The following is a 22045-nucleotide window of genomic DNA, read 5'->3' on the forward strand; positions in this document are numbered from 1 at the left end:
AAATTATGTTTTTCAGCGAAGAAGGTTAACGCAATGTTAACGAAAGGTGATTTTTTATAAATAAAAGCCAAGTAATGGCTTTAAAATTCATATTGCTGATTAAGTTCATATTGTTCACGGGAGTGCAGTTCGATGCTCGTGCTAAGCTCATTTGTGTGAATACAGGGAGAAAGGAATGTATCAACCTGCTCGACTATTCAGTTATCGCGCTCGACTGCTACTGATTATGCTGCTCTACAGTTTGTTACAATTGAGCATTGTGGTGGTGACCAGCTACTGGTATGTAAGTGATTCAGAGTATCAAGACAAAGGTGAGCGTGCGCTGGATGTGGCAAGAGTGGTGGCCAAGTTACCGGATGTGGTGGCAGCAGTAGAGCGTGGAGACAGTGAGTTTTTGCAATTACTGGCGGAAGAGCTGCGCCGTACCATGGGCGCCAGTTTCATTGTGGTGGGTGATGCCAATGGTGTGCGCTTAGCGCACCCGAAGCAGGAGCGGATCGGTCAACCGATGGTGGGCGGTGATAATTACGCTGCGCTTAGTTTGGGCGAAGAATATGTGTCGCGGGCGAAAGGCTCTTTAGGTGTGTCGGTGCGCGGAAAAGTACCGGTAAAAAACGCGCAAGGAAATATTATCGGCATCGTTTCGGTGGGCTATCTATTAGAAAAAATTGATGTACAACTCAAGCCCTATCTGTATTTTATGATTTTATTAGTGATGGGGGTTTTGTCACTGAATATGCTCATTGGCTGGTGGCTGGCACAGCGAATTAAAAATACTTTATTGGGCTTTGAGCCGGAACAGATGAGTCGACTTTATGCTGAGTTACAGGCGACCTTGAATACCATTCGCGAAGGGGTGATAGCGATTAATCGAGAGGGTATCATCACCAACATTAATGCTAATGCGATCCGTTTGTTGGGTAAAGATCAAGGCGCGCAACCCAGTCCGGTCGGTTTGTCGCTTCGCGATTGGTTACCCGACAGCGACATGGTGGAGTTACTCGACCAACCTCAGGCGCAAAGCGACATCGAGTTGCTGCTTAATGGCCATTTGCTGATCGCCAACCTAGTACCGATGCGCGACCCTCAAAACTCATTTATTGGCATGGTTTCAAGCTTTCGTCGCAAAGATGAAATTACCTCGCTCACTCAGCAACTGTCGCAAATTAAAGCCCATTCGGAAGCGCTGCGGGTGCAAACTCATGAACATGCCAATCAGTTGAATACCATCGCGGGTTTAATCCAGCTAGGCCAAGGTGAAAAGGCGCTGCAGTTTATTGGTCAGGCGAATGATCAATTTCAAGAGCTGATTCATTTTTTGATTGAGGCGGTCGATGACTCGGTGATTGCTGGCTGTATATTAGGCAAGTTCCATCGCGCTCATGAGCTGGGTTTGAGTTTGCATATTGATCCTGACAGTAGTTTACATCAGTTGCCTGAACACTGTGGCTCGGAGCAAATCGTGACTATTGTGGCGAACTTGCTGGATAACGCCTTTGAAGCGACTCGCAGAAGCGAGTCACCGTCGCCGATTAATTTGTCGATGACCGATCTTGGCCACGACATTATTATTGAAGTGGAAGATTTTGCAGGAGGCATTCAAAATAGTTTACAGGCCAATATTTATCAGCAAGGGGTCACCAGTAAGAGTCAGGAGGGGCATGGGATTGGCCTTTATTTAGTCAAAGAAACAGTGCAAATATTACGGGGTAATGTGGAATTTAGTAGCGATCAAAATGGGACTCGCTTTACCGTTTATTTACCCAAGCAATTGAAGTAGGAGTCAGGCTATGATTGAGGTTCTTATTGTTGAAGATGATCAAGGGATCGCCGAGATTCACCACCAGTATTTACAACGCGTTAGTGACTTTGAGGTCTCGGGGATTGCTTTGAGCATTGCCGATGCCAAAATCCATATTCATGCCAAACCGCCACAACTGATCTTGTTAGATGTGTATTTGCCCGATGGTACTGGTCTTGAATTATTGAAATATATTCGTAGCCAAGATTTAGCGATTGATGTGATGTTACTCACTGCCGCCAAAGAAGCTGCCACCTTACAAGAGGCTCTGCGTAATGGGGTGTTTGATTACATCTTAAAACCAGTGGTGTTTCCGCGGTTGCAAGAGTCCTTGCAAAACTATCGAACCTATTTACAGCGCTTGACCCAAAATAGTAGTTTTGAGCAGCAAGATGTCGATAAGCTCATGCCAATGAGCGAGGGGGCGAGTGGTGGGGCAGAAAACAAGCGGCGCTTACCCAAGGGCGTTGATGCGGTCACACTTGATAAGGTGCGCGCGCTATTTCGGGAGCATGCCAGCTTAACTGCTGAGCTGGCAGGGAAACAGATTGGCAGTAGCCGCACCACGGCCCGGCGCTACTTGGAGTATTTGGTCAGCTGTAACGAGCTGAGCCCTGAAGTGGCCTACGGCGCGGTGGGTCGACCTGAGCGGGTGTATCATCGGGTTGCTTGAATTGGTAAAGCGTTTCACGAGAGCTCAATCACTTGGCGAGTAATTGAGCGGTGCGAATTTTAAAGGGCTCAAGTGCTTGCTTGGTTTGTCTCTGCACTCAGTTGATCGATTTGCTCGGCGTAAGCGACAAAACTGTCGCTCATGCTCATGCCTAGATCTTGATGATCCCAAGTCTGGAGTAGCCCGTGATAACCTTCTTTACCGGCTAAGGTATAGGCCGAAGAAACCCCTCTATAGGCTTTTGCGGACTCCATTGCTTGCCATTGCTCGCCTTGGTATAACTCTATTTCACTCACTCGTTGGCCTTGAGGAAGTTCAGCTTGATAGCGATAACGCAGCCGATGAAAATAGGGAAAGCTGCCATCGCCAGTGCCGACAATGCCGTTACTATAGGCATTGTCGATAGCCCCTTCGATCACGATGGCTAAGTCTGCACCTTTTATTAAATAACTTACGATGGCAATCTCGAAGGGCAGTAGCCGACCGCAAATTTCGGCTTTGGTGAGTGGACCTGTTTTTAATGAAACCCTTACCCCTCCGGCATTATGTAAGGCAAAGTCGGTGGGAGAGTGTTGGTTTGCCACCCAATAGAAAGCGGCACAAACCAGTGGCGAAACCTCGCTACCTTGAGGAAAATCAACGGTGGGCGCTCGGGTATGAAATAGTGATTGAGGCACCGTGGTAACCACTTGCTGATGCATCTTTTCAACTGCTGGTCGATAGTCTCTATCGATGAGTGTCTGCATTTTGGGCTCGGCAGAATAGTGGCTGAAAAATCGGCTCCCGCTTAGGTAGTGTTGCATTGCTTGATGTTGGGGAGGCGTCACTGGTTGTTCATTGACAAAGGCTTGCCAATTTTCGCTGAGTAAGAAGGATATGCCACCATCCATATGGGTGACCTTACCCTCGCGATTAAACCCGAGTTTTGCTAAGCCAATAGATTCGGCATGTTTGCCCGCTTGTAAGATCAGGCTATCATTCACCCAAGCAGGCCCTTGTTCACAGGAATTAAGGCCTAAGCTGCTAAAATCGCCAGTGAGGGTATGTGAGTGCCCACCCACAATCAGACTAATACCGTTAACCGCCTTGGCGAGTTCAACATCAGCCTGATAACCCAAATGGCTGAGTATAATGATGTGCTGAATATCTTGGTGATGTAAATGCTCAATGGTGGCGCGGGTGGTTTCGATAGCATTCAGAAAACTGCAATCGCTATCGGGACAACCAATCTGATGCATTAAATCATGAGTGATCCCAACAATCGCTAGCTGTTTATCGGCTAAAGGCTTTAATAGGTACTGAGCTATTTTGCGAGAATTATCATAGCGATAAAGATTGCTATGTGGTGCCAGAGGGTGGGCTTTGTTTTGGTCTTCTTGGCTTAAGTCCATGTTGCCAGCCAGCAAGGGAAAGTTGGCTTGCTCGATAAACTGCGCCACTGGTGCATTGCCTAAATCAAACTCATGGTTGCCAATGGTCATGGCATCGGGTGCTAAACGATTGAGTAGGCGAACGTTAGCTAAGCCCTTAAATTGGCTAAAGTACAAACTTCCCTGAAAGCTATCGCCAGCATGTAAAAATAATGAAGGGCAACGCTGTTGCTTAGCTTCTTGGCGGAGCTGTTCTACCGCCGTGGCGATGCGGGCGTAACCGCCACATTGAGCCTCTAAACGATAATCTTCCCCTTGAATATTGATCTTGAAGTGAACCATGGACGCTTCGAAATGAGAGTGGGTATCGTTGATATGAGCTAAGTAAAGCGAGTAGGGCATAGCGAAGAAGTTCTCCTAGGGCCTGATGTATATGAGATTGTTATTGCAGTTGTAGTGAGATCAGATGCTGGTAACCATTGAGCGGAGTCGCGATGAAAACTAATTGATCAACAATGATGATCCGCGAAAGATAAACAAAGCCTGAACAAACATGATACGTGAAATTGTGTTGAACGGAAGGCTTTACTCACTGGACTGACAAAAAACTCATTCTAGAGTTGTATCAGGGATTAAACTAAGCGGTTTAATCCCTGTTTTTTGTTAGTGGATCCGAGCATCGAAGGGCTTAGCGAGGCTCATCGGTGCGGCCAGTTTTTGACGAATTGGATTCGAGCTAATCAAGACCATTACCACAATGGTTGCCACGTAAGGCATCATGGCTAACAGGTTTGGCGAGATCGTCACCCCGAGTCCTTGCATCACCAAGTGTAAAATTGAAGCGGCACCAAACAGGTAAGCTCCTACGACTAAATAGCCTACTCGCCAAGAGGCAAATACTACTAAAGAGAGGGCAATCCAGCCACGACCCGCGGTCATGTTTTCCATCCACATTGGGGTATAAGAGAGCGACATATAAGCACCCGCTAAACCAGCAAAGGCACCTCCGGTAAGTACCGCTAGGTAGCGAACCTTGAGCACTTTGATTCCCAAAGCATTGGCCGAATATGGGTTTTCGCCCACCGCTCGTAAGGTTAGCCCGGCGCGGGTTTTATTGACGACCCACCAACAAATACCAGTTAAGGCGAAGCTGGCATAAACTAAGATATCGTGGTTAAACAGCAAGGGGCCAATAAAAGGGATTTCGCTCAGCAGTGGGATCGGTATGGTTTTAAAGCCAACCACCGTGGAGCCGACTAAACTGGCACCTAAGAAGGCACTTAAACCGGCACCAAAAATGGTTAAGGCGAGGCCAGTGGCCACTTGATTGGTATTTAAATTTAACGATAAGATACCGAAGATCGCAGCCATCGCCATGCCTGCAATGACGGCTAATAATAAACCTAAGGCAAGATTTCCAGTAAAATAGGCACCAGCAAAACCAGCCATCGCACCCATCAACATCATGCCTTCTTGGCCTAAGTTGAGCACTCCGGACTTTTCGCAAATTAGCTCACCAAGGGCGACCAATAATAATGGGGTTCCGGTTTTAATTGCCGCAACCAAAATTTGTTGAATTAGTTCGATATCCATTAAGCGGTTCCTTGCTTTGGTTCGGAAGAAGAGCGGCTGGTGCTCGCTTTGGGTTTACTTGGCTGCAAAACAATGCGGTAGTGGATCAAGAAGTCACAAGCTAGCAGGAAGAACAATAGAATGCCCTGAAATAGTCCGGTAATTGCGGTAGGCATACCCAGTTCAATTTGTGCCAGGTCACTGCCCATATACAAGGTGCCCATGAAAAATGCCGCGAAAATAATACCAAAAGGATTCAATCGCCCTAAATAAGCGACGATGATTGCCGCATAGCCATAACCGGGTGAAACTTGTGGGATTAGCTGGCCAATGGGTCCGGTTACTTCGGCAACTCCAGCAAAGCCAGCTAACGCACCAGCGCTAAGCATTACACTCCACACAATAAACTTGCTGCTGTAGCCTGCGTAACGCGCTGCGGGTTGGTCGGAGCCAAATACTCGCAGCTGAAATCCAGGCAGAGTGCGATACAGGATGATCCCCGAGCCAATGGCTGCCAATATTGCAATCACAATACTGATGGAGGCGCGACCTTGTTCACTTAAGGTGGGGAGTAATACCGAATCGGCAAAAACAGCCGATTCAGGAAAGCCAAAACCAGCGGGATCGACTAGCGGGCCATGAACCCCCCATAATAACAAATACAAACCCACGTAGTTCAGCATGATGGTGGTTAAGATAATATTGGTATGAAATAACTGGTGCAGCAGGGTTGGAATGGCAGCCCATAGTAGGCCTGCTAAGGTGCCAGCTAAGAGCGTGACGATTAACCAGCTATAGCCGCTGTCATCACCGGCCTGTAAGGCAAAATAGCTGCCCACCAAGGCGCCAACGAGTAGCTGGCCTTCGGCGCCAATATTCCAGATATTGGCTTTATAACAGAGGGCTAAGCCCGTGGCACAGAGCAGTAAGGGCGTGGTTTTAACCATCAGTTCGCCCAAGTTATAACTGTCACTCAAGGGCGCAATAATAAACACTTTAAAGGCCGTTGCGGGGTTAATATCCAGCGCTAAAAACATCATGCTGGATACCAGCATGGTGAGTACGACCGCAATTAGCGGTGACAACCAAGACATTAACTTTGATGATTCTAAACGCGGTTGGGTTTTAAGCACGTCGCAGGCCCTCCTCGGGTTCATCGTGGTTAATAAAGCCGCCTGCAATCCATTTGCCTACTTGCTCAATATTGGTTTGTTCGGTATGCACGGCTTGTGACAGTTGCCCCTCATATAAGGCGGCAATTCGGTCTGAAATCATAAATAGCTCGTCAATATCTTCCGACACCACCAAGATAGCGGCACCGTTATCACGTAATTCAATCAGTTGCCGATGAATCGCACTAGCAGCACCAATGTCGACTCCCCAAGTTGGGTGGGCACAGATCAAAATGTCGGGTTCTTGGTCTACTTCACGACCAATAATGAATTTTTGCAAGTTACCGCCCGACAAGCTTTTGGCTTGAGAATGGGCGTTATGACACTTTACATCGTTGTGATGAATAATTGCCTTGGCCAGCTCAACTACCTTATGCTGCAAAATCAGCCCTCGTTTGGTGAGCCCCTTACGCGCACTGGTGAGTAGGGTATTGTCGGCTAGGCTCATCTCGGGCACGGCGCCTTGTCCTAGGCGGTCGGCGGGTACGTAGCTCATCCCTAATAGGCGGCGCTCGCCGGCATTTAATTTGCCAACGTTGCGCTCATGCATCACGATATTGCTGGCTTCGGCACGGGTATCTTCACCGCTCAGTGCTTCCAGTAAATCTTCCTGACCATTGCCTGCCACCCCTGCAATGCCTAAAATTTCGCCGCGGTGCAGACTTAAATTAACCTTGTTTAAACCCGTTCCAAAAGGATTGGTGGGGGGCACTGTTAAGTCGCGGGTCACCAGTACTTCGTCAGAGCCGATCCGTTTATGGTAACGCTCCGAGAGCACCGCATCGCTGCCTACCATCATTCGGGCGATAGAATCGGGGGTTTCGTTGGCGGGCACACATTCGCCACTGACTTTACCACCGCGTAAAATAACTGCGCGGTCACACAATGCAGTGACTTCTTTGAGTTTGTGGCTAATAAATAGAATGCTGCAGCCTTCACTGGCAAGGGTGCGCAAGACTTTAAATAAGCCCGAGACTTCCTGAGGCGTTAATACTGAAGTGGGCTCATCCAAAATCAGTAGTTTTACGTCTTGGATCAGGCAACGTAAGATTTCTAAGCGTTGTCGCTCGCCGATGCTCAGATTATATACGTAACGATCTGGGTCGACCTTCAACTCATAGTTGGCGCTTAACTCGATAATTTTGGCTCGCAATGCGGCGGCGTCTTTCACCACGCCAGCATCGAGGCTTAGTTCAATGTTTTCTTGCACGGTGAGCGTTTCAAAGACCGAGAAGTGTTGAAACACCATGCCAATCCCCATGGCCCGGGCCATGTTAGGAGAAGTGATTTTGACTTCTTTCCCATTCCACAGGATCCCACCTTCATCGGCTTGAACCACACCATAGATCATTTTTACTAAGGTGGATTTCCCCGCGCCATTCTCACCCAACAGGGCTAAAATCTCGCCCTTTTCTAGTTGCATGCTAACTTGGTCGTTGGCAATAACGCCGGGGTAGCGTTTGGAGACTTGCCAAAGTTCTAACAATGAATCGTGTTGGTTCATTCTGAGTCCATTCAATGTGTATATTTAACAGCTTGCCACAGCTAATGCATAAATCTGACCATTTGTTCAAGTTTATTGTTGTAGCTTACAAGTTATAAATGTTTAAAATATGTTGTACTTGATTGGTGCGCAATTTGCCAGTTTTGAAGCATTATGGTGCGCACCTAGCTTATCGCTGTGGCGACAGATTAGCACTAGTGATTTTATATTTTATCATTAATAATGCCTGACTTATTAATCGGGTCAGCGAATATAGAAGGGACTTCACGCGCATGGTAAAAACGACGGTGACGCAAGGCGGCACCATTCGAAAGAAGAATGAAAAAGTAATTTTGAAAGCTGCAACTCATGAGTTTGCAAAGCATGGTTATCAAGGGACATCTTTGCAAGTGATTGCCGACCGTGCGGAATTACCTAAGGCAAATTTACTGTATTATTTTAAGTCTAAGCAGGGTTTATACAAGGCTTTACTGCAAGACATATTAGCCATGTGGAACAATGCTTTTGAGCAGACCACAGTGGAAGATGATCCAGTAGAAGCCATCAGCGCCTATATTCGCTCAAAAATGCGCTATAGTCGCAGCCATCCGAAAAGTTCACGTATTTTCGCCATGGAAATTATTCAAGGTGTACCCAATGTGAAGGATCAATTGCAATTACCCGTCATCGATTGGGCTAACAGTAAATCTGACTTGATCCGAGCCTGGATTGCACAAGGTAAAATACGTCCTATCGAACCACTCAACTTATTATTTTTGATTTGGGGCGCGACCCAATTTTACGCCGACTTTGATACCGAAATTAAACTGATCAAAGGCCGAGCCCTAAACCAGCAAGAGTTTAACCTTGCGGAACAAAATCTGATTGATATTGTGCTGCGAGGGATTGGCTTAGTTAAAGATTGAACTTGATTATTTGGTCAGCTTTTTGCTTGTCCTGTTAGCATATGTTTTGTTTACAAGGGTGAGATGCCAACGATGTCTGTCGCGACACCAACTGCCACCAAATTATGGATTAAAGATCCGTTAGCTGTATTTAATGGGGCGATCAGCGGCCCTGATGCTGAACGTGACTGTGCGGGCGGATTAGTGGTACAAGGGTCGACGATCCTTGAATGTGTGGCGGCTGGCCAACGGCCGACGGGCACCATTGATGATATTTTTGACGCACATCGCTATGTGCTGATGCCGGGCTTGATTAATACCCATCATCATTTTTATCAAACTCTGACCCGCTGTCTACCCGCGGCGATTAATCAACCTTTATTCCCGTGGTTGCAAACTCTCTACCCCATCTGGAGTGGCTTAACAGCTAAACACATCGAACTTGCCACCGAAATTGCTTGCTGGGAGCTCATGCTGAGCGGTGCAACCACGGTGGCCGATCATCATTATGTGTTTAATCACGCACTGAGTGATGCCATCGATATTCAAGCCGAAGTGGTGGGGCGTTTAGGTGTGCGGGCGACCTTGACGCGCGGTAGCATGAGTCTGTCGCAAAAAGATGGCGGCCTGCCGCCGGATTCAGTGGTACAGAGTGAACAGCAAATTTTAGAGGACAGCCTGCGGCTGATCAAACGTTATCACGACGCGGATGACGGCAGTATGTTACAACTGGCCCTAGCACCTTGTTCGCCGTTTTCGGTGACGCAGTCACTGATGTGTGAAACCGCACAGTTAGCGAAACGTCATCGCGTACGGCTACATACCCATTTAGGTGAAACCATAGATGAGAACGATTTTTGCCTGAAAAAACTGGGCATGCGTCCAGTTGATTACTTGGAGCATTGCGGCTGGATGGGGCCACAAACTTGGCTGGCTCATGGCATTCATTTTGATCCCAGTGAAATACGACGTTTGGGTGAAGCGCAAATCGGTATTGCTCACTGTCCTACCTCGAATATGGTGCTCGCCTCGGGGATCTGCCCAACACTGGATTTAGCGGCCGCTGGATGTCATATCGGGATGGCCGTGGATGGTTCGGCCTCCAACGATAGTTCGAATATGATCCAAGAATTGCGACATTCATTGATGCAGCAGCGCTTACGTTATCGTGCTGATCAAATCACCCATCTACAAGTGTTGAACTGGGGAACTCAAGGCAGTGCTTCGGTACTAGGGCGAGATGATATTGGAGTGCTTGCGCCAGGCAAACAAGCTGACTTGGGCTTGTATCAATTAGACGGACTTAATTTTTCTGGGGCACATGATCCTTTGGCCGCGTTGATCTTGTGTGGCGCGAGTCAGGTGAGCAAGTTAATGGTGGCTGGCAAGTGGCTGATTGAAGATGCAGAGCAAACACGGGCGCAATTAAATCAGTTGAAAGCGCAACACCATCAGTTCGCAAAACAGCTGCTGGGCTAAACCTGAACAATGGCCTGCAAGTGTTGTCACTGTTTGATTCGACGGTGAAGTGCCAATGCGGGAGAGCTGCAAAACAAACGGCATTTTATTTCGCTTGGCTGAAGGCTTTGTGCTCTCCTCATTGCTTGTTTGCTGAGTGGTTTTAGCCTTGCAATAACTCGTGGTCTTTGGGGAGTTGGTTGGCTAACCATAATACTAATTTATGGCGCATTTCCGGTCCGGTCAGTTTATCTTTGGGCAGTGGGGTAAGACGTTTGTCTTCGGCCAATAACATGTACAGGGCTTCCACCTTATCTTTCTCAGAAATTCCTGGCGGAAATTTGGCAAAACCACGTTGTAAGGCATAAACCTCGCCGATTTGTATGGCCTTTTTTAACAGTTGTGCTTCGTGTTTATATTTTTTCACTCAAGGTCTCGCTGTGTCTACCATCTACTCCCTTCAACATACGGTAAAGCGCAGCTCAATAACAGGGCTTAACTCACTAAATCTAAGTTAAGCCCGGACTTGGCTTTATGTTGCCGAAAAAAACAGCATTTATTGCTAAGTGCTCAGTTTTGGGATGCAGCCTTTAGAAGGCTTGTTATTAACTATTATCGATGGCTTCTGCGGTTACCTCGTTACCGCTGCGTTTACCGTCGAGGAAGGCGCTGGCATTGGCGAGCGTGGTATTCGCGATGGTTTGTAACGCTTCGTCGGTTAGGAAGGCCTGATGACCAGTAAAGATTACATTGTGGCAAGCGGATAAACGGCGGAATACATCATCGAGGATCACTTCTGCCGACAGGTCTTCAAAGAATAGCTCTTTTTCATGTTCGTACACATCTAAGGCTAAACCACCTAAGGTGCCATCTTTAAGTGCTTCAATACAGGCGAGGGAATCGACCAATTTGCCACGACTGGTATTGATTAATAAGGTGCCTTTTTGCATCTGAGCGAAAGCAGACTTACCAATTAAGTAAGTATTTTCAACAGTTAAAGGGCAGTGTAGGGTGATGATGCGTGACTGTGATAAAAGTTCGGGCATGCTGACATACTCAATACCTAGCTCTTTCGCTGCGTCGTTGGGATAGGGGTCGAAGGCTAAAACCCGACAGCCAAACCCTTTTAAAATACGGGCCGTGGCTAAACCAATTTTACCGGTGCCAATCACGCCTGCGGTTTTGCCAAAGATATTCATACCAGTTAAACCTTCGAGCGAAAAATTGGCATCGCGAGTGCGTTGGTAGGCTTTATGGATCCGGCGGTTTAATGTCATCATCAAGGCTATTGCATGTTCGGCGACCGCCTCTGGCGAGTAGGCGGGTACTCGTGACACGGTGATACCTAAAGCTTCCGCCTCGGCTAGATCTAAATTGTTGAATCCTGCGCAGCGCAACAGTACCAACTTTATTCCCAGTTGATGCAATGCCTGCAAGGTGGGGGCCGATAAATCATCATTCACGAACGCACAGACTGCATCGCTGCCATGCGCTAAACGAGCCGTTTGTGTACTGAGGGCGGTATCAAAGTATTCAATGGCAAATGCTGAAGACTTATTTTGGGCATCAAAGTGTTGACGGTCGTAGCGCTTCGCGCTAAAAAAACTAATCTTCATGACTTCTCCTAAAAACAAAGCTTAGCTAGTAATAGCTTGTTATGTAATTTTATTACATAATAGCTTCATTGAATGACGGATGTCGACCGATTGTGATTAGAAAATTTCAGAAATCAATAGCCTTTGAAATTGGCCTGGGTTTAGCCATTATTTATGCAGCCCTATGGGCCGGACGAGGTTTGAGTTACCTTACCGGAAACCTTCTCCCCGCAAGTATTCTAGGGATGTTACTGCTGACCATCCTGTTGCAGTTAAGATGGATTAAACTGGCTTGGGTGGAGCGAAGTTCAATGCTATTTGTACGTTGGATGTCGTTATTATTTGTACCTATTAGTGTTGGTTTGGTCGACCATCTTGAAACTTTATTTCAGGCTTTGCCTGCGATGATGATGACCTGTGTATTAGCGACCCTCATTTTGTTAGTTGTGGTGGGTAAAATTTATCAGTATTGGGAGCAGAAGGCGGAGCGTCAGTCATGATTAATCTGATTTATTTACCGCTAACCATCGCGCTCTACATTTTTGCTAAACGCCTGCAACAACGTTACCCCTCACCATGGTTAAATCCGGTGCTGATTAGCCTGACTGTATTGGTGATTGCACTGTTAAGTTTTGGGATCGCGTTCAGCGATTATAACCAATACAGTGGTTGGTTAAGTGAGTTATTACAGCCAGCGGTTGTCGCCTTAGGTGTGCCTTTATACAAACAATTACATGAAATTAAGCGAGAACTGCCGCGCATTGCGTTGACCGTATTGGCGGCGGTGCTTATTGCTGTGAGTTCAACTTTGTTGATGGCATTGTTGGTGGGGGCTACACCAGTGATCGCCGCGTCTTTATCGCCCAAATCAGTAACGACTCCGATTGCCGTTTTGATTAGTGAACAGGTTCAAGGTCAGCCTGCGCTCTCCGCGATTGCGGTTCTAATCACTGGTTTGGTGGGGGCGGTTGCGGGTTTACCAACATTAAGGTTGTTCGGTATTCATTCCATTAAAGCACAAGGCATTGCCATGGGCACCGCTTGTCATGCTTTGGGGACGGCTCGTATTTCGGAAGATGGACATCAACAAGGTGCCTATAGTGCTTTGGCTTTGGTACTTAGCGCGATCTTTACCGCTATTTTATGTCCGATGATTGTGCCTTTTATTTTTTAGTCATTTTACTGCGGCAAAGCAGCCAACAAGCCATTTGAACCTTATTCAATGGCTTGTTGGTGTAATCTTACCCCCTTGTTTTTTGAAACTTCAATTACTTTACAAATCATCACCTCATGCGTTTATCGGCGTAGATCCCATTGCTCAAAATTTATGAGAACCTGATCACATTTATTTGCTTAGCCTGCTAAGCAATGTATTATGCTTAGCAGGCTAAGTAACTGAGGATTAAATGATGGATGATATCGCAGTGTTTAAACAATTGTCGTTGGCCGAGCAACTCAGTCGAGTTGCCCGTTTGTGGCGGACGGTGGCCGATCGTAAGTTGACTTCATTGGGTCTGACTCATTCGCGTTGGACGGTATTATGGAAATTAAAAACCTTAAACGACCATGTGAGTCAGAAAACACTCGCCAATGCATTGGAAATTGAATTGGCCTCGTTAATGCGAACTTTAAGTCAACTTGAAAGCCATGGTCTGATCGTTCGTGATTGCTGTGAGAGTGATAAACGGGTGCGTATTGTTAGCTTTACTGAAAATGGAATTGCGCTCATGACTCAGGTGGAGGGGCGTATTTTAGCGCTGCGGCGGAACATTCTGGCCAACATTGATGAAGCGGCACTTACTCAGTTTGAAACTGTGCTTGAGACCATCACCCATAATGCTTTACACCAATTAAACGACAATCATGTTGAGATCGAGGAGTCTGTGACATGACTGTAGAACAAAAATTTGCCCGTTGGATAAAGTTTTCGATACTGGTGTTTGTCATGGTATTTACTTACTTTTTATTTGCTGATTATAAAATTCCGTTGACACCTCAGGCCATGGTGAGTCGTGGGGTGACTCAGGTAGTGCCTCGAGTTAATGGTAATGTTGTTGCGATTCATATTGCGAATAATCAGTTGGTGAAGCAAGGCGATTTATTATTCACTATCGATTCAAAGCCCTACCAGTTGGCAGTGGAAAAGGCTGAGTTAGCGTTAGAGCTAGCCCAGCAAACTAACCACCAGTTGGATGCATCTTTAGCTGCGGCGAAAGCCGATGTTGTGTCGCTAGGGATAGTGGCGCAACAGAAACGGCAATATGCACAACGACTGGCAGAGTTATTTATCAAGCACAGCATTTCTCAGCAGCAAAAAGATGATGCACAAAGCGAATCGGTGGCTGAACAGGCTAACTTGCAGGCCGCTCAAGCTCGGCTAAATGCACTGCGGTTCAGTCGGGGTGAGATGAATGATAATAATGTTAATATTCGGCTTGCACGTAACCAACTTCGTCAAGCAAAACTCAATTTATCTTATACCCAAGTGAGGGCCGAGCGAGGGGGCATTGTGGCCAACCTGCAACTGGCCGCTGGGGCATATGCAACCGTGGGTCAGCCCTTATTAGCTTTGGTTTCAACGGAAGCGGAAGTTATTGCCGATTTTCGTGAAAAAAGTTCTCGCTTGGCGGTCACGGGAAGTAAAGCACTCATCACATTTGATGGCGATCCGGGGCAACTTTACTCGGCATCGGTGATCGGTATGGATGCTGGTGTGAGCGTTGGGCAGTTTGATGCTAATGGGCGTTTAGCAACACCCAGTACTTCTACCCGTTGGGTCAGAGATGCCCAACGGATGCGTATTCATTTTTCGCTAGAAGGTGCTCAAACCGCTGGTTTACCTTCTGGTGCTCAGGCAACGGTACAGCTATTACCCGAAGATGGTTTATTTCGCTGGCTCGCTAAAACGCAAATCAGTTTACTGAGCATGCTGCATTACATCTATTAAGGCTGAGCTATGAATTTGTGGCATCGCCCCTTATCGGAGAATGATCTTCGCCAAGCTTTACGAATAGCCTGCGGTGCTTGTCTTGGATTTCTCATTTGTAAATTTTTTGAGTTGAGTAACGGGGTCTTTTTTGTGGTGACCCCGATTTTATTGCTGGGAATGGTTCCGGTGATGAATGGTCATGTGGCTCGCCAATGTATTGCAGCGGCAGTGGTTTGCGGGATTGAAGTTGGCTTACTCGCTGGCTTATTTGGCAGTCATACCATCTTAATGAGCATGTTGGTGTTTGTATTATTCCTATATAAGTTCGCTTGTATGTCAAAAGGTAGCTTGTTTCTATTTGGAGCCACAAGTTTATTGAACTTAAGTATTATGCTGCACTTTGCAAGTTATCCCAGTACCGATTTGAATGATTTGATTTTCACTAATATGGGAGCCAATCTGCTGTCGGTATTGATTGCTTTTTTGGTGACAGCCTTGATCCCCGATGTAGCTCCTCGACCCAAACCAGCCGTATTAGCAAAGCAAGCTCACCGAATGCGGCATGAAGCGTTGATGGGGGCGTCAATTGCCACTATTTCATTCTGGGTATTTCAAGTGTTTGACTTACAAGATTCGATGTCGGCTCAGGCGACGACCATTTTATTGCTGTTTCCAATGCATTGGAATGGTGCTTTAAGTTATGCCAGAAAAAGGGCGATAGGCACTATGTTGGGAGTGAGTACAGGCCTTGTCTGTCAGCTAGTTTTATATCATTGGTCTGGACAAATGATCTTGGTACTTCCGCTATTGTGGATTGGACTGTTGTTGTTTAGCTATGTTCATTTGAAAGAGGGCGGTGGTTCAGGCGTTGGGTTTGGTGCTCTCACGACTTTAGGGATCTTATTTGGGCAATACCTTACACCGAGTAACGATTTGGTTTTCAGTGGTCTTTATCGACTAAGCAGTATTTTGTTTGCTACGGTTGTTACTTTGTTGGTGTGTTACCTGATTCATCGATTACTTAACAGCTTTGCGTTGACACGCTTTGGTCACTAAGCCTGCTATCAAAGATAAGCGGGTCGTAAGTAAAAGCGTAAGCAGCCGGCTTACGCTTCTTTTCCTTTCATTAAGCAGGTGATCTTGGCGTGAACGTTTAGCCGTTGGCGACTCTTAATTGCTCTGTTTGGCTGGCGAGGTATTCATTATAGCTGCCTTGAAAATCGATAATGCTTTGCTCTTTTATTTCGATTACTCGGCTAGCGAGCGAGGATACAAACTCGCGATCGTGGCTCACAAAAATGACCGTACCATCGTAAGTCTCTAAAGCTTGATTAAGCGCTTCAATGGCTTCCATATCGAGGTGGTTGGTGGGTTCGTCGAGCACTAGTACATTATTGTTTTGTAGCATCAATTTGCCAAACAACAAGCGATTTTTTTCGCCCCCCGAACATACTTTTGATTTTTTATTGAAGTCGTCTGCACTAAACAATAGTCGACCTAATAGGCCGCGAACCATTAAGTCGTCGTGTTTGGCACTACGCCATTGCGACATCCAATCAAAGATCGAGAGTTCACAATCAAAATCGCTACTGCTGTCTTGTGGACAATAGCCAATGGTGGCATTTTCAGACCACTTAATGTCTCCATTGTTGGCTGAAATTTGTTTCATCAAACAGCGTAAAAAAGTGGTTTTTCCTGCTCCATTTTCGCCAATTACCGCCAACTTTGCACCCGCTTCCAAAATAATATTACCTTGGCTGAATAGCGTCTCACCGGCAAAACCGTGGGCTAGATCTTCAATGATGAGTGCTTGACGGTGGAGTTTTTTATCTTGCTTAAGGCTAATTGAGGGCGTTCTACGGCTGGAAGATTTAACTTCGTCGAGGGTGATCTTTTCCATCCGTTTGGCTCGTGAGGTAGCCTGCTTGGCTTTAGAAGCATTGGCTGAAAAACGGTTCACAAAGGCCTGTAGTTCATCGATTTCGGCACTTTTCTTCGCATTTTCGCTATGCAGTTGCTCTCGGATCAGCGAAGACGCTTCGATGAATTTCTCATAGTTTCCGGGGTAAATACGCAGTTCGCCGTAATCAATATCGGCCATGTGGGTACAGACCGAGTTGAGAAAGTGGCGGTCATGGGAAATGATGATCATCGTGCACTTACGTTGGTTCAGTACTTTGGCTAACCACTCAATGGTATGAATATCTAGGTTATTGGTGGGTTCGTCGAGTAATAATATATCTGGGTTTGCAAATAGAGCTTGTGCAAGCAAGACTCGTAACTTCCATCCCGGTGCCACTTGTGCCATTAGCCCGTAGTGAAGCTCTTCGGCAATGCCTGCTTCTAATAGAATTTCACCCGCGCGACTTTCGGCACTGTATCCGTCCATTTCAGCGAATTCAGTTTCCAAGTGAGCCACGTCCATTCCGTCTTGTTCTGACATCTCGGGTAAGGCATAAATACGGTCGCGTTGTTGTTTGATTTTCCATAGGGCCGCATCGCCCATAATTACAGTATCTACCACACTAAAAGCTTCGAAGGCGAATTGGTCTTGGCTTAAGGTTCCAACCGTTTCGCCGGGGCTGATTGACACATTGCCTGAGCTAGGGGCTAGTTCTCCGCTAAGGATCTTCATAAAGGTTGATTTACCACAGCCGTTGGCGCCAATTAAGCCGTAACGGTTACCATTGCCAAACTTAGCGGAAATATTTTCGAATAGTGGCGTGGCGCCAAATTGCATGGTGATGTTTGCGGTAGAAATCAAAAGGTAATCCTAGAAAGATGGCCACGAAGGCTGAGATAAGCGGTATAAGGGGGCGCACTATAAAGAGTTGTCTCGCTAAAGTCGAGGGAAGTTGTGTGTTTATTAATCCGTTGGGTAGTTGAAGACGCAATCGCTGACGCCAGGATCCGTGTTCGAAAAGGATTGGTCACCAGCTAAGATTTGGTTAATTTTGCGCTACTGGATTGTTATGATGTTGTTTTGACAGAGGAATCGTTAAATGGCTAATATTTTTTCAGGGATTGCTGAAGATTTTCAGCAAGAGCAGTTTAGTGATTTGCTAGAGCGTCCCAATATACGTATCGAGCGGATCGTTTCTTTTGGTCATCGTTCACCCGAGCAAGGCTGGTACGATCAAGCCGAGCACGAATGGGTGATGGTATTGGAAGGCAGTGCCAGCTTGTTATTTGAAGACGGTCACGAGCAACATTTAAATAAAGGGGATTACTTTAATATCCCCGCCCATGTTAAACATAAAGTCAGTCAAACTGCAGCCGATAGGCCAACCATTTGGCTCGCTGTTTTTTACTCTTAAGCAAACTCGAAGCTTGGGGAGTTTGAAGTTGGCACTTTGATGAGTCGTTTGGCTGCCTTTGCTGTTAAGTTTCATGGTACTAGAGTTGTTTTCAAATACTTAAGGCTTCTGTTTTTTATGCTGGACTCTCTAATACCCATCTAACTCATTCTCTGTTCATTCTTGCTGATCTAAATCAGCGCTACTAGTTACTGCGCGTCATGCCTGATTATCGGTAGATTTATGTTGCGTAATCAGTTGTTCATATAATGAATCAGATTGGTATAAAAATTCAATCACATCGAGTTTAAAGCGAGAAGAGTCAAAATTCTTCACTTGTTTGGTAACTTATCTAACTTAGAAAAAGATTCAATGCAGACATCCTTTAACGGGGATCATCCATTCACCACCAAACTATGGATAAATTTTGAGACATATTAAAAAATTTCAAATTGTAACTAAAACTATGATTGATTTTTATTCGAGGGAGACCCATTTAAATGCAGCGCAATTAAATGGGGCTTAGGCGAACCCTTCAGCTGTGCGGGTTGTTCATTGATTCGAGCTTGGTCCATGAGTTATGTCGGTAACTACATTTTATCGGATCAATTAACAATAAACGCTTGCAAAAGTTATCACTAGAGAGCTTTTAGGATAGAACTTATTTGTTGATTTCTCGGTCGTAGCTGAGGCGTTTTGCTGCATCTAAGGTGAGCATTTGCATAAATGCTCGAGTTTCTGAATCGCTGCCTGCTGGTGTTGCCGCACTCCCCGCGCCAAATACGTTGGTGGGTACATTGCGTTTGGCAAAAGCATCGGCCCACAAGCTTTGAATTTTCACTTCAGCTTCGAGTTTTTGAGCAAGCGCGTTATCAGCTTCCAGAATGACCCGTTTTTGGTAGGCTTCTGCTTCCGCTAACGTTCTTTTAGTTTCGGCTTCGATGCGGGCTTTTTCCAGGTCAATTTCTGCGGTTTCTTTGGAAATCTCGGCTTGCGCCTTCATTTTTTCAGCGTTGGTGATCGCAAGTTGTTTGTCGGTTTGTGCTTCTGTGGTTTTTTGGATCTGTTCTACTTTCGCTTTGGCTTGACGCTCTGCCACTTCGCGCTCACCTCGGGCAATTGCGAGTAAGCGCTGCTCTTCTTCCTGCACTCGTTGTTCTCTGGCAATCGCGCGGTCTGCCGAAGCCTTTTGTTTTAATTGCATTCGTTCGATAAATTTGGCGTTAGGACGCATATCTGTGACCAAGGCGGATACGACGGTGACCCCAAAGTCGAGGAAACGTTGCGATTTTCGGCGCGGTTGTCCGTTGCTATCTAGAACTTTATTTACTACAAACACTGTTTTACTGTCATCGCCATATTCTTGCTGATCTTTGCCTAGCGCAGCATTAGCACTGCCGCTGGTGGCTTGTTTAGAATGAATGGTAATTTCTTCGCGCTTCACCAATAAGATCCCACTGCTCATTTGATTTTCAAACTCAGAATTAAATTCGGTTCGTCCGCCAGCATAATATTCTTCTGCGGCCATCAGCGAAGCATTGGCCTGCAAAGTTTCTTTAAACGCCGGGATCAGCGCTGTACGTAGCAGGTTTTCAGGGGATCTAAATTCGTGGGCTAGTTTTAAAAAGGAGTCATGGTCAGAGGGAATTGAAAAGCGCACTGTCGCCTCAGCATGGGCGTCTACTTGGTCAAGAAACATGATGCTCATCGGCGGTAAACTAGCTGAGGAATTATCCGAATCTTTCTCTGCACGGATTGGGTTTGCCGAGGCACCAGTAAGCGCTTGTACCGTCATTGAACGCTTCCAGGAATTATAACGACCAAAGGGATAAAATTTATAACCGACCTCGGTGACAACCGCTTCATTACCGGTGACCGTACGTACATGATAGATATAGCCGGGCTCTGCGTAGAAAAACGAATTACTGAGGGTATAAATTAAAGCCGCCAGTGCAACCAGACCCACAATGAATTTGTAATTAAATTCAAATTTACTGGCTATTTTTTTCACGCTTTTGGCTGCATCGTTATTTTTGACAAGATCGTCAGACATGATGAGTTCCTTCTACTCGGTTTTTGACTTGGATTTTTGCGGGGCGCATGATAACAGAATTAAAATACTAATAATGACTTTTTTGTCAATTTAATTTAGGGCTTATAAATTTGATGAGGCAAAGCCAGCATACTTTGCTGGCTTGGAGATGATTTAGGCTTTGGCCGGAATATTTTTTAGGGTGCTGAGCAGTAATTGCCAGTATTTTTCGACCGCTGCAATTTCTACTTTTTCATCGGGGCTATGCGGAAATTTAATGGTGGGGCCAAAGGAGGCCATATCCCACTGAGGGTAGGCCGATTTGAATAAGCCACATTCCAAGCCCGCATGGATAACCATCACTTTCGGGCATTCACCAAATAGCTGTTGGTAGCTATCCTGAATAACGGTTTTGAGCACCGAGTCTGTTTCTGGTTTCCAACCCGGATAAGCACCAGAGAAGCTAAATTTGGCATCAGTTAAGCTAAACAACGAGGCTATGCTGGCTTCCACTTGGAGACGGCTTGAGTCGATGAGCGAGCGAACTAAGATTTTGATCTCGATGTTACCTTGCTGATCGCGTTTTATTACACCTAAGTTCAGAGAGGTTTCGACTACGCCGACGATGTCTTGGCTCATGCTCACCACACCATTGTTACAGGCGTTTAGGCTATCAATTACTTGACTTGATAGGCGCGCGCTAAAGCTTTGTTGTGGCGTGGTTATTTCGGTGAGTTCGATACATAAATTGGTTTCTACTTTACCAAACTCATCGGCAATGGCTTGACGCTGTTGTGCTACTAAATCGATGAGGGCGGTTTTTTGGCTCGCATCGTAGACCAGCTGACAGCGGGCTTCGCGTGGGATGGCGTTACGCAGACTACCGCCCTGAATATCGCATAAAATCGGTTCTAAGCCTTGTTGTTGCATTGCCGCAAGCACTCGTAACATCAGTTTGTTGGCGTTAGCGCGTCCGCTATCGATATCACAACCGGAGTGTCCTCCCTTTAAACCTTTAATGTTGAGCGCGATGGCGGCTTGTTGGTTGGTGGTTGGCTGATAGTTTGCTGCAAAAGTAATGTTGGTATCACCGCCACCGGCACAGCCCATATATACTTCCCCCTCTTGCTCGGAGTCAGTATTAATGAGCAGCGAACCTTCTAATAGGCCAGCCTCAAGGCCAAATGCGCCGGTCATACCCGCTTCTTCATCAATGGTAAATAGAGCTTCAATGGGGCCGTGGGCAATTTTGTCACTGGTTAATATGGCTAAGATCGAGGCGCCACCAATACCATTATCTGCTCCTAATGTGGTGCCTTTGGCGGTGACCCATTCTCCATCGATATAGGGCTGAATCGGATCTTCGGCAAAGTTGTGTTGGGTATCATTGTTCGCTTGGGGAACCATGTCTAGATGGGCTTGTAGGATCACTCCTTGTCTATCTTCCATGCCTGCTGTGGCTGGTTTTTTGATAATGATATTCCCTACGGCATCTTGGAAGTGCTCTAGCTGGTGTTGCTGGGCTAAGCTAAGTATCCAATCAATCATGGCTTGTTCATGTTTAGAGGGGTGGGGAATAGAACAAATTGTTGCGAAGTGCTGCCATAGCGGCTGGGGTGATAGAGAAGACAATGTAGACACAATGTTACCTTAAATCTGTTTTTTTAGAATTAACTCACTTTATCAGCAAGGAAACTTTAATATAAGTCTGCTTATTGGCTTTTGTTTAGAATATATACGTATTGGCTAGAAAAGTTGA

19 protein-coding genes are annotated in these 22045 nt (G+C 46.2%); 10 read left to right on the plus strand and 9 right to left on the minus strand.

Features of this window, described 5'->3' with window-relative positions; all coding sequences use genetic code 11:
• Positions 1–175: 175 nt before the first annotated feature.
• Both ACRRSX_RS07880 and ACRRSX_RS07885 read left to right on the plus strand, forming a co-directional pair.
• Positions 176–1780 (plus strand): ATP-binding protein, encoded by a 1605-nt coding sequence (locus tag ACRRSX_RS07880; RefSeq protein ID WP_432469656.1) that lies wholly within the window; start codon positions 176–178, stop codon positions 1778–1780.
• 10 nt (positions 1781–1790) lie between these two features.
• Positions 1791–2474 carry a response regulator gene (locus ACRRSX_RS07885; protein WP_432453749.1) on the plus strand — a complete coding sequence of 228 codons (684 nt, stop codon included), beginning with the start codon at positions 1791–1793 and terminating at the stop codon, positions 2472–2474.
• Positions 2475–2542: 68 nt separating this feature from the next.
• Here ACRRSX_RS07885 and ACRRSX_RS07890 read toward each other — a convergent pair whose 3' ends face one another.
• The 4 genes from ACRRSX_RS07890 to ACRRSX_RS07905 all read right to left on the minus strand — a co-directional run bounded on the left by ACRRSX_RS07890 (position 2543) and on the right by ACRRSX_RS07905 (position 8092).
• Positions 2543–4246: a bifunctional metallophosphatase/5'-nucleotidase gene (locus ACRRSX_RS07890; protein ID WP_432453748.1), complete on the minus strand. Its 1704-nt coding sequence runs from the start codon at positions 4244–4246 to the stop codon at positions 2543–2545.
• A 261-nt stretch (positions 4247–4507) separates the two neighbouring features.
• Positions 4508–5437 carry an ABC transporter permease gene (locus tag ACRRSX_RS07895; protein WP_432453747.1) on the minus strand — a complete coding sequence of 310 codons (930 nt, stop codon included), beginning with the start codon at positions 5435–5437 and terminating at the stop codon, positions 4508–4510.
• Positions 5437–6549, minus strand: coding sequence for an ABC transporter permease (locus tag ACRRSX_RS07900; RefSeq protein WP_432453746.1), 1113 nt, complete (start codon positions 6547–6549; stop codon positions 5437–5439). Before ACRRSX_RS07900 ends, ACRRSX_RS07895 begins: the two co-directional genes overlap by 1 nt.
• Entirely contained in the window at positions 6542–8092 is a 1551-nt protein-coding gene (locus tag ACRRSX_RS07905) for an ABC transporter ATP-binding protein (RefSeq protein WP_432453745.1), read from the minus strand. The genes ACRRSX_RS07900 and ACRRSX_RS07905 overlap by 8 nt, the downstream gene beginning before the upstream one ends.
• A gap of 272 nt (positions 8093–8364) precedes the next feature.
• On the opposite strand from ACRRSX_RS07905, the gene ACRRSX_RS07910 reads away from it, so the two are divergent.
• Entirely contained in the window at positions 8365–8997 is a 633-nt protein-coding gene (locus ACRRSX_RS07910) for a TetR/AcrR family transcriptional regulator (protein ID WP_432453744.1), read from the plus strand.
• A gap of 72 nt (positions 8998–9069) precedes the next feature.
• Positions 9070–10455: an 8-oxoguanine deaminase gene (locus ACRRSX_RS07915; protein ID WP_432453743.1), complete on the plus strand. Its 1386-nt coding sequence runs from the start codon at positions 9070–9072 to the stop codon at positions 10453–10455.
• 142 nt (positions 10456–10597) lie between these two features.
• On the opposite strand, the gene ACRRSX_RS07920 is transcribed toward ACRRSX_RS07915, so the two are convergent.
• Positions 10598–10861 (minus strand): DUF5062 family protein, encoded by a 264-nt coding sequence (locus ACRRSX_RS07920; protein WP_432453742.1) that lies wholly within the window; start codon positions 10859–10861, stop codon positions 10598–10600.
• 178 nt (positions 10862–11039) lie between these two features.
• Positions 11040–12050 (minus strand): 2-hydroxyacid dehydrogenase, encoded by a 1011-nt coding sequence (locus ACRRSX_RS07925; protein WP_432453741.1) that lies wholly within the window; start codon positions 12048–12050, stop codon positions 11040–11042.
• A 92-nt stretch (positions 12051–12142) separates the two neighbouring features.
• Here ACRRSX_RS07925 and ACRRSX_RS07930 point away from each other — a divergent pair, with 92 nt between their 5' ends.
• The 5 genes from ACRRSX_RS07930 (at position 12143) to ACRRSX_RS07950 (ending at position 16014) form a co-directional block, all read left to right on the plus strand.
• Positions 12143–12529, plus strand: coding sequence for a CidA/LrgA family protein (locus ACRRSX_RS07930; RefSeq protein ID WP_432453740.1), 387 nt, complete (start codon positions 12143–12145; stop codon positions 12527–12529).
• Entirely contained in the window at positions 12526–13203 is a 678-nt protein-coding gene (locus ACRRSX_RS07935) for an LrgB family protein (protein ID WP_432453739.1), read from the plus strand. The genes ACRRSX_RS07930 and ACRRSX_RS07935 overlap by 4 nt, the downstream gene beginning before the upstream one ends.
• A 232-nt stretch (positions 13204–13435) precedes the next feature.
• Positions 13436–13921, plus strand: coding sequence for a MarR family transcriptional regulator (locus ACRRSX_RS07940; RefSeq protein WP_432453738.1), 486 nt, complete (start codon positions 13436–13438; stop codon positions 13919–13921).
• Entirely contained in the window at positions 13918–14976 is a 1059-nt protein-coding gene (locus tag ACRRSX_RS07945; protein ID WP_432453737.1) for an HlyD family secretion protein, read from the plus strand. The genes ACRRSX_RS07940 and ACRRSX_RS07945 overlap by 4 nt, the downstream gene beginning before the upstream one ends.
• 9 nt (positions 14977–14985) lie before the next feature.
• Positions 14986–16014, plus strand: a complete 1029-nt coding sequence (locus tag ACRRSX_RS07950) for a DUF2955 domain-containing protein (protein ID WP_432453736.1) — start codon at positions 14986–14988, stop codon at positions 16012–16014.
• A gap of 97 nt (positions 16015–16111) precedes the next feature.
• On the opposite strand, the gene ACRRSX_RS07955 is transcribed toward ACRRSX_RS07950, so the two are convergent.
• Positions 16112–17722 carry an ABC-F family ATPase gene (locus tag ACRRSX_RS07955; RefSeq protein WP_432453735.1) on the minus strand — a complete coding sequence of 537 codons (1611 nt, stop codon included), beginning with the start codon at positions 17720–17722 and terminating at the stop codon, positions 16112–16114.
• 238 nt (positions 17723–17960) lie between these two features.
• On the opposite strand from ACRRSX_RS07955, the gene ACRRSX_RS07960 reads away from it, so the two are divergent.
• Positions 17961–18275 (plus strand): cupin domain-containing protein, encoded by a 315-nt coding sequence (locus ACRRSX_RS07960; protein WP_432453734.1) that lies wholly within the window; start codon positions 17961–17963, stop codon positions 18273–18275.
• 640 nt (positions 18276–18915) lie between these two features.
• Here the strand turns inward: ACRRSX_RS07960 and ACRRSX_RS07965 are convergent.
• Together ACRRSX_RS07965 and ACRRSX_RS07970 are read right to left on the minus strand one after the other, a co-directional pair.
• Entirely contained in the window at positions 18916–20307 is a 1392-nt protein-coding gene (locus tag ACRRSX_RS07965) for an SPFH domain-containing protein (RefSeq protein ID WP_432453733.1), read from the minus strand.
• Between the two features lie 153 nt (positions 20308–20460).
• A complete protein-coding gene (locus ACRRSX_RS07970; protein ID WP_432453732.1) occupies positions 20461–21927 on the minus strand; it encodes an aminoacyl-histidine dipeptidase in 1467 nt (488 codons plus the stop codon).
• Positions 21928–22045 lie beyond the last annotated feature (118 nt).

The organism is Agarivorans sp. QJM3NY_30 (assembly GCF_050870855.2).
Lineage (GTDB): Bacteria > Pseudomonadota > Gammaproteobacteria > Enterobacterales > Celerinatantimonadaceae > Agarivorans.

Bases quoted from the DNA above. Each gene is read 5' to 3' on its own strand.
- ACRRSX_RS07880 (WP_432469656.1), top strand. From the start codon at position 176: ATGTATCAACCTGCTCGACTATTCAGTTATCGCGCTCGACTGCTACTG.
- ACRRSX_RS07885 (WP_432453749.1), top strand. From the start codon at position 1,791: ATGATTGAGGTTCTTATTGTTGAAGATGATCAAGGGATCGCCGAGATT.
- ACRRSX_RS07890 (WP_432453748.1), bottom strand. From the start codon at position 4,246: ATGCCCTACTCGCTTTACTTAGCTCATATCAACGATACCCACTCTCAT.
- ACRRSX_RS07895 (WP_432453747.1), bottom strand. From the start codon at position 5,437: ATGGATATCGAACTAATTCAACAAATTTTGGTTGCGGCAATTAAAACC.
- ACRRSX_RS07905 (WP_432453745.1), bottom strand. From the start codon at position 8,092: ATGAACCAACACGATTCATTGTTAGAACTTTGGCAAGTCTCCAAACGC.
- ACRRSX_RS07910 (WP_432453744.1), top strand. From the start codon at position 8,365: ATGGTAAAAACGACGGTGACGCAAGGCGGCACCATTCGAAAGAAGAAT.
- ACRRSX_RS07915 (WP_432453743.1), top strand. From the start codon at position 9,070: ATGTCTGTCGCGACACCAACTGCCACCAAATTATGGATTAAAGATCCG.
- ACRRSX_RS07925 (WP_432453741.1), bottom strand. From the start codon at position 12,050: ATGAAGATTAGTTTTTTTAGCGCGAAGCGCTACGACCGTCAACACTTT.
- ACRRSX_RS07935 (WP_432453739.1), top strand. From the start codon at position 12,526: ATGATTAATCTGATTTATTTACCGCTAACCATCGCGCTCTACATTTTT.
- ACRRSX_RS07940 (WP_432453738.1), top strand. From the start codon at position 13,436: ATGATGGATGATATCGCAGTGTTTAAACAATTGTCGTTGGCCGAGCAA.
- ACRRSX_RS07945 (WP_432453737.1), top strand. From the start codon at position 13,918: ATGACTGTAGAACAAAAATTTGCCCGTTGGATAAAGTTTTCGATACTG.
- ACRRSX_RS07950 (WP_432453736.1), top strand. From the start codon at position 14,986: ATGAATTTGTGGCATCGCCCCTTATCGGAGAATGATCTTCGCCAAGCT.
- ACRRSX_RS07960 (WP_432453734.1), top strand. From the start codon at position 17,961: ATGGCTAATATTTTTTCAGGGATTGCTGAAGATTTTCAGCAAGAGCAG.
- ACRRSX_RS07965 (WP_432453733.1), bottom strand. From the start codon at position 20,307: ATGTCTGACGATCTTGTCAAAAATAACGATGCAGCCAAAAGCGTGAAA.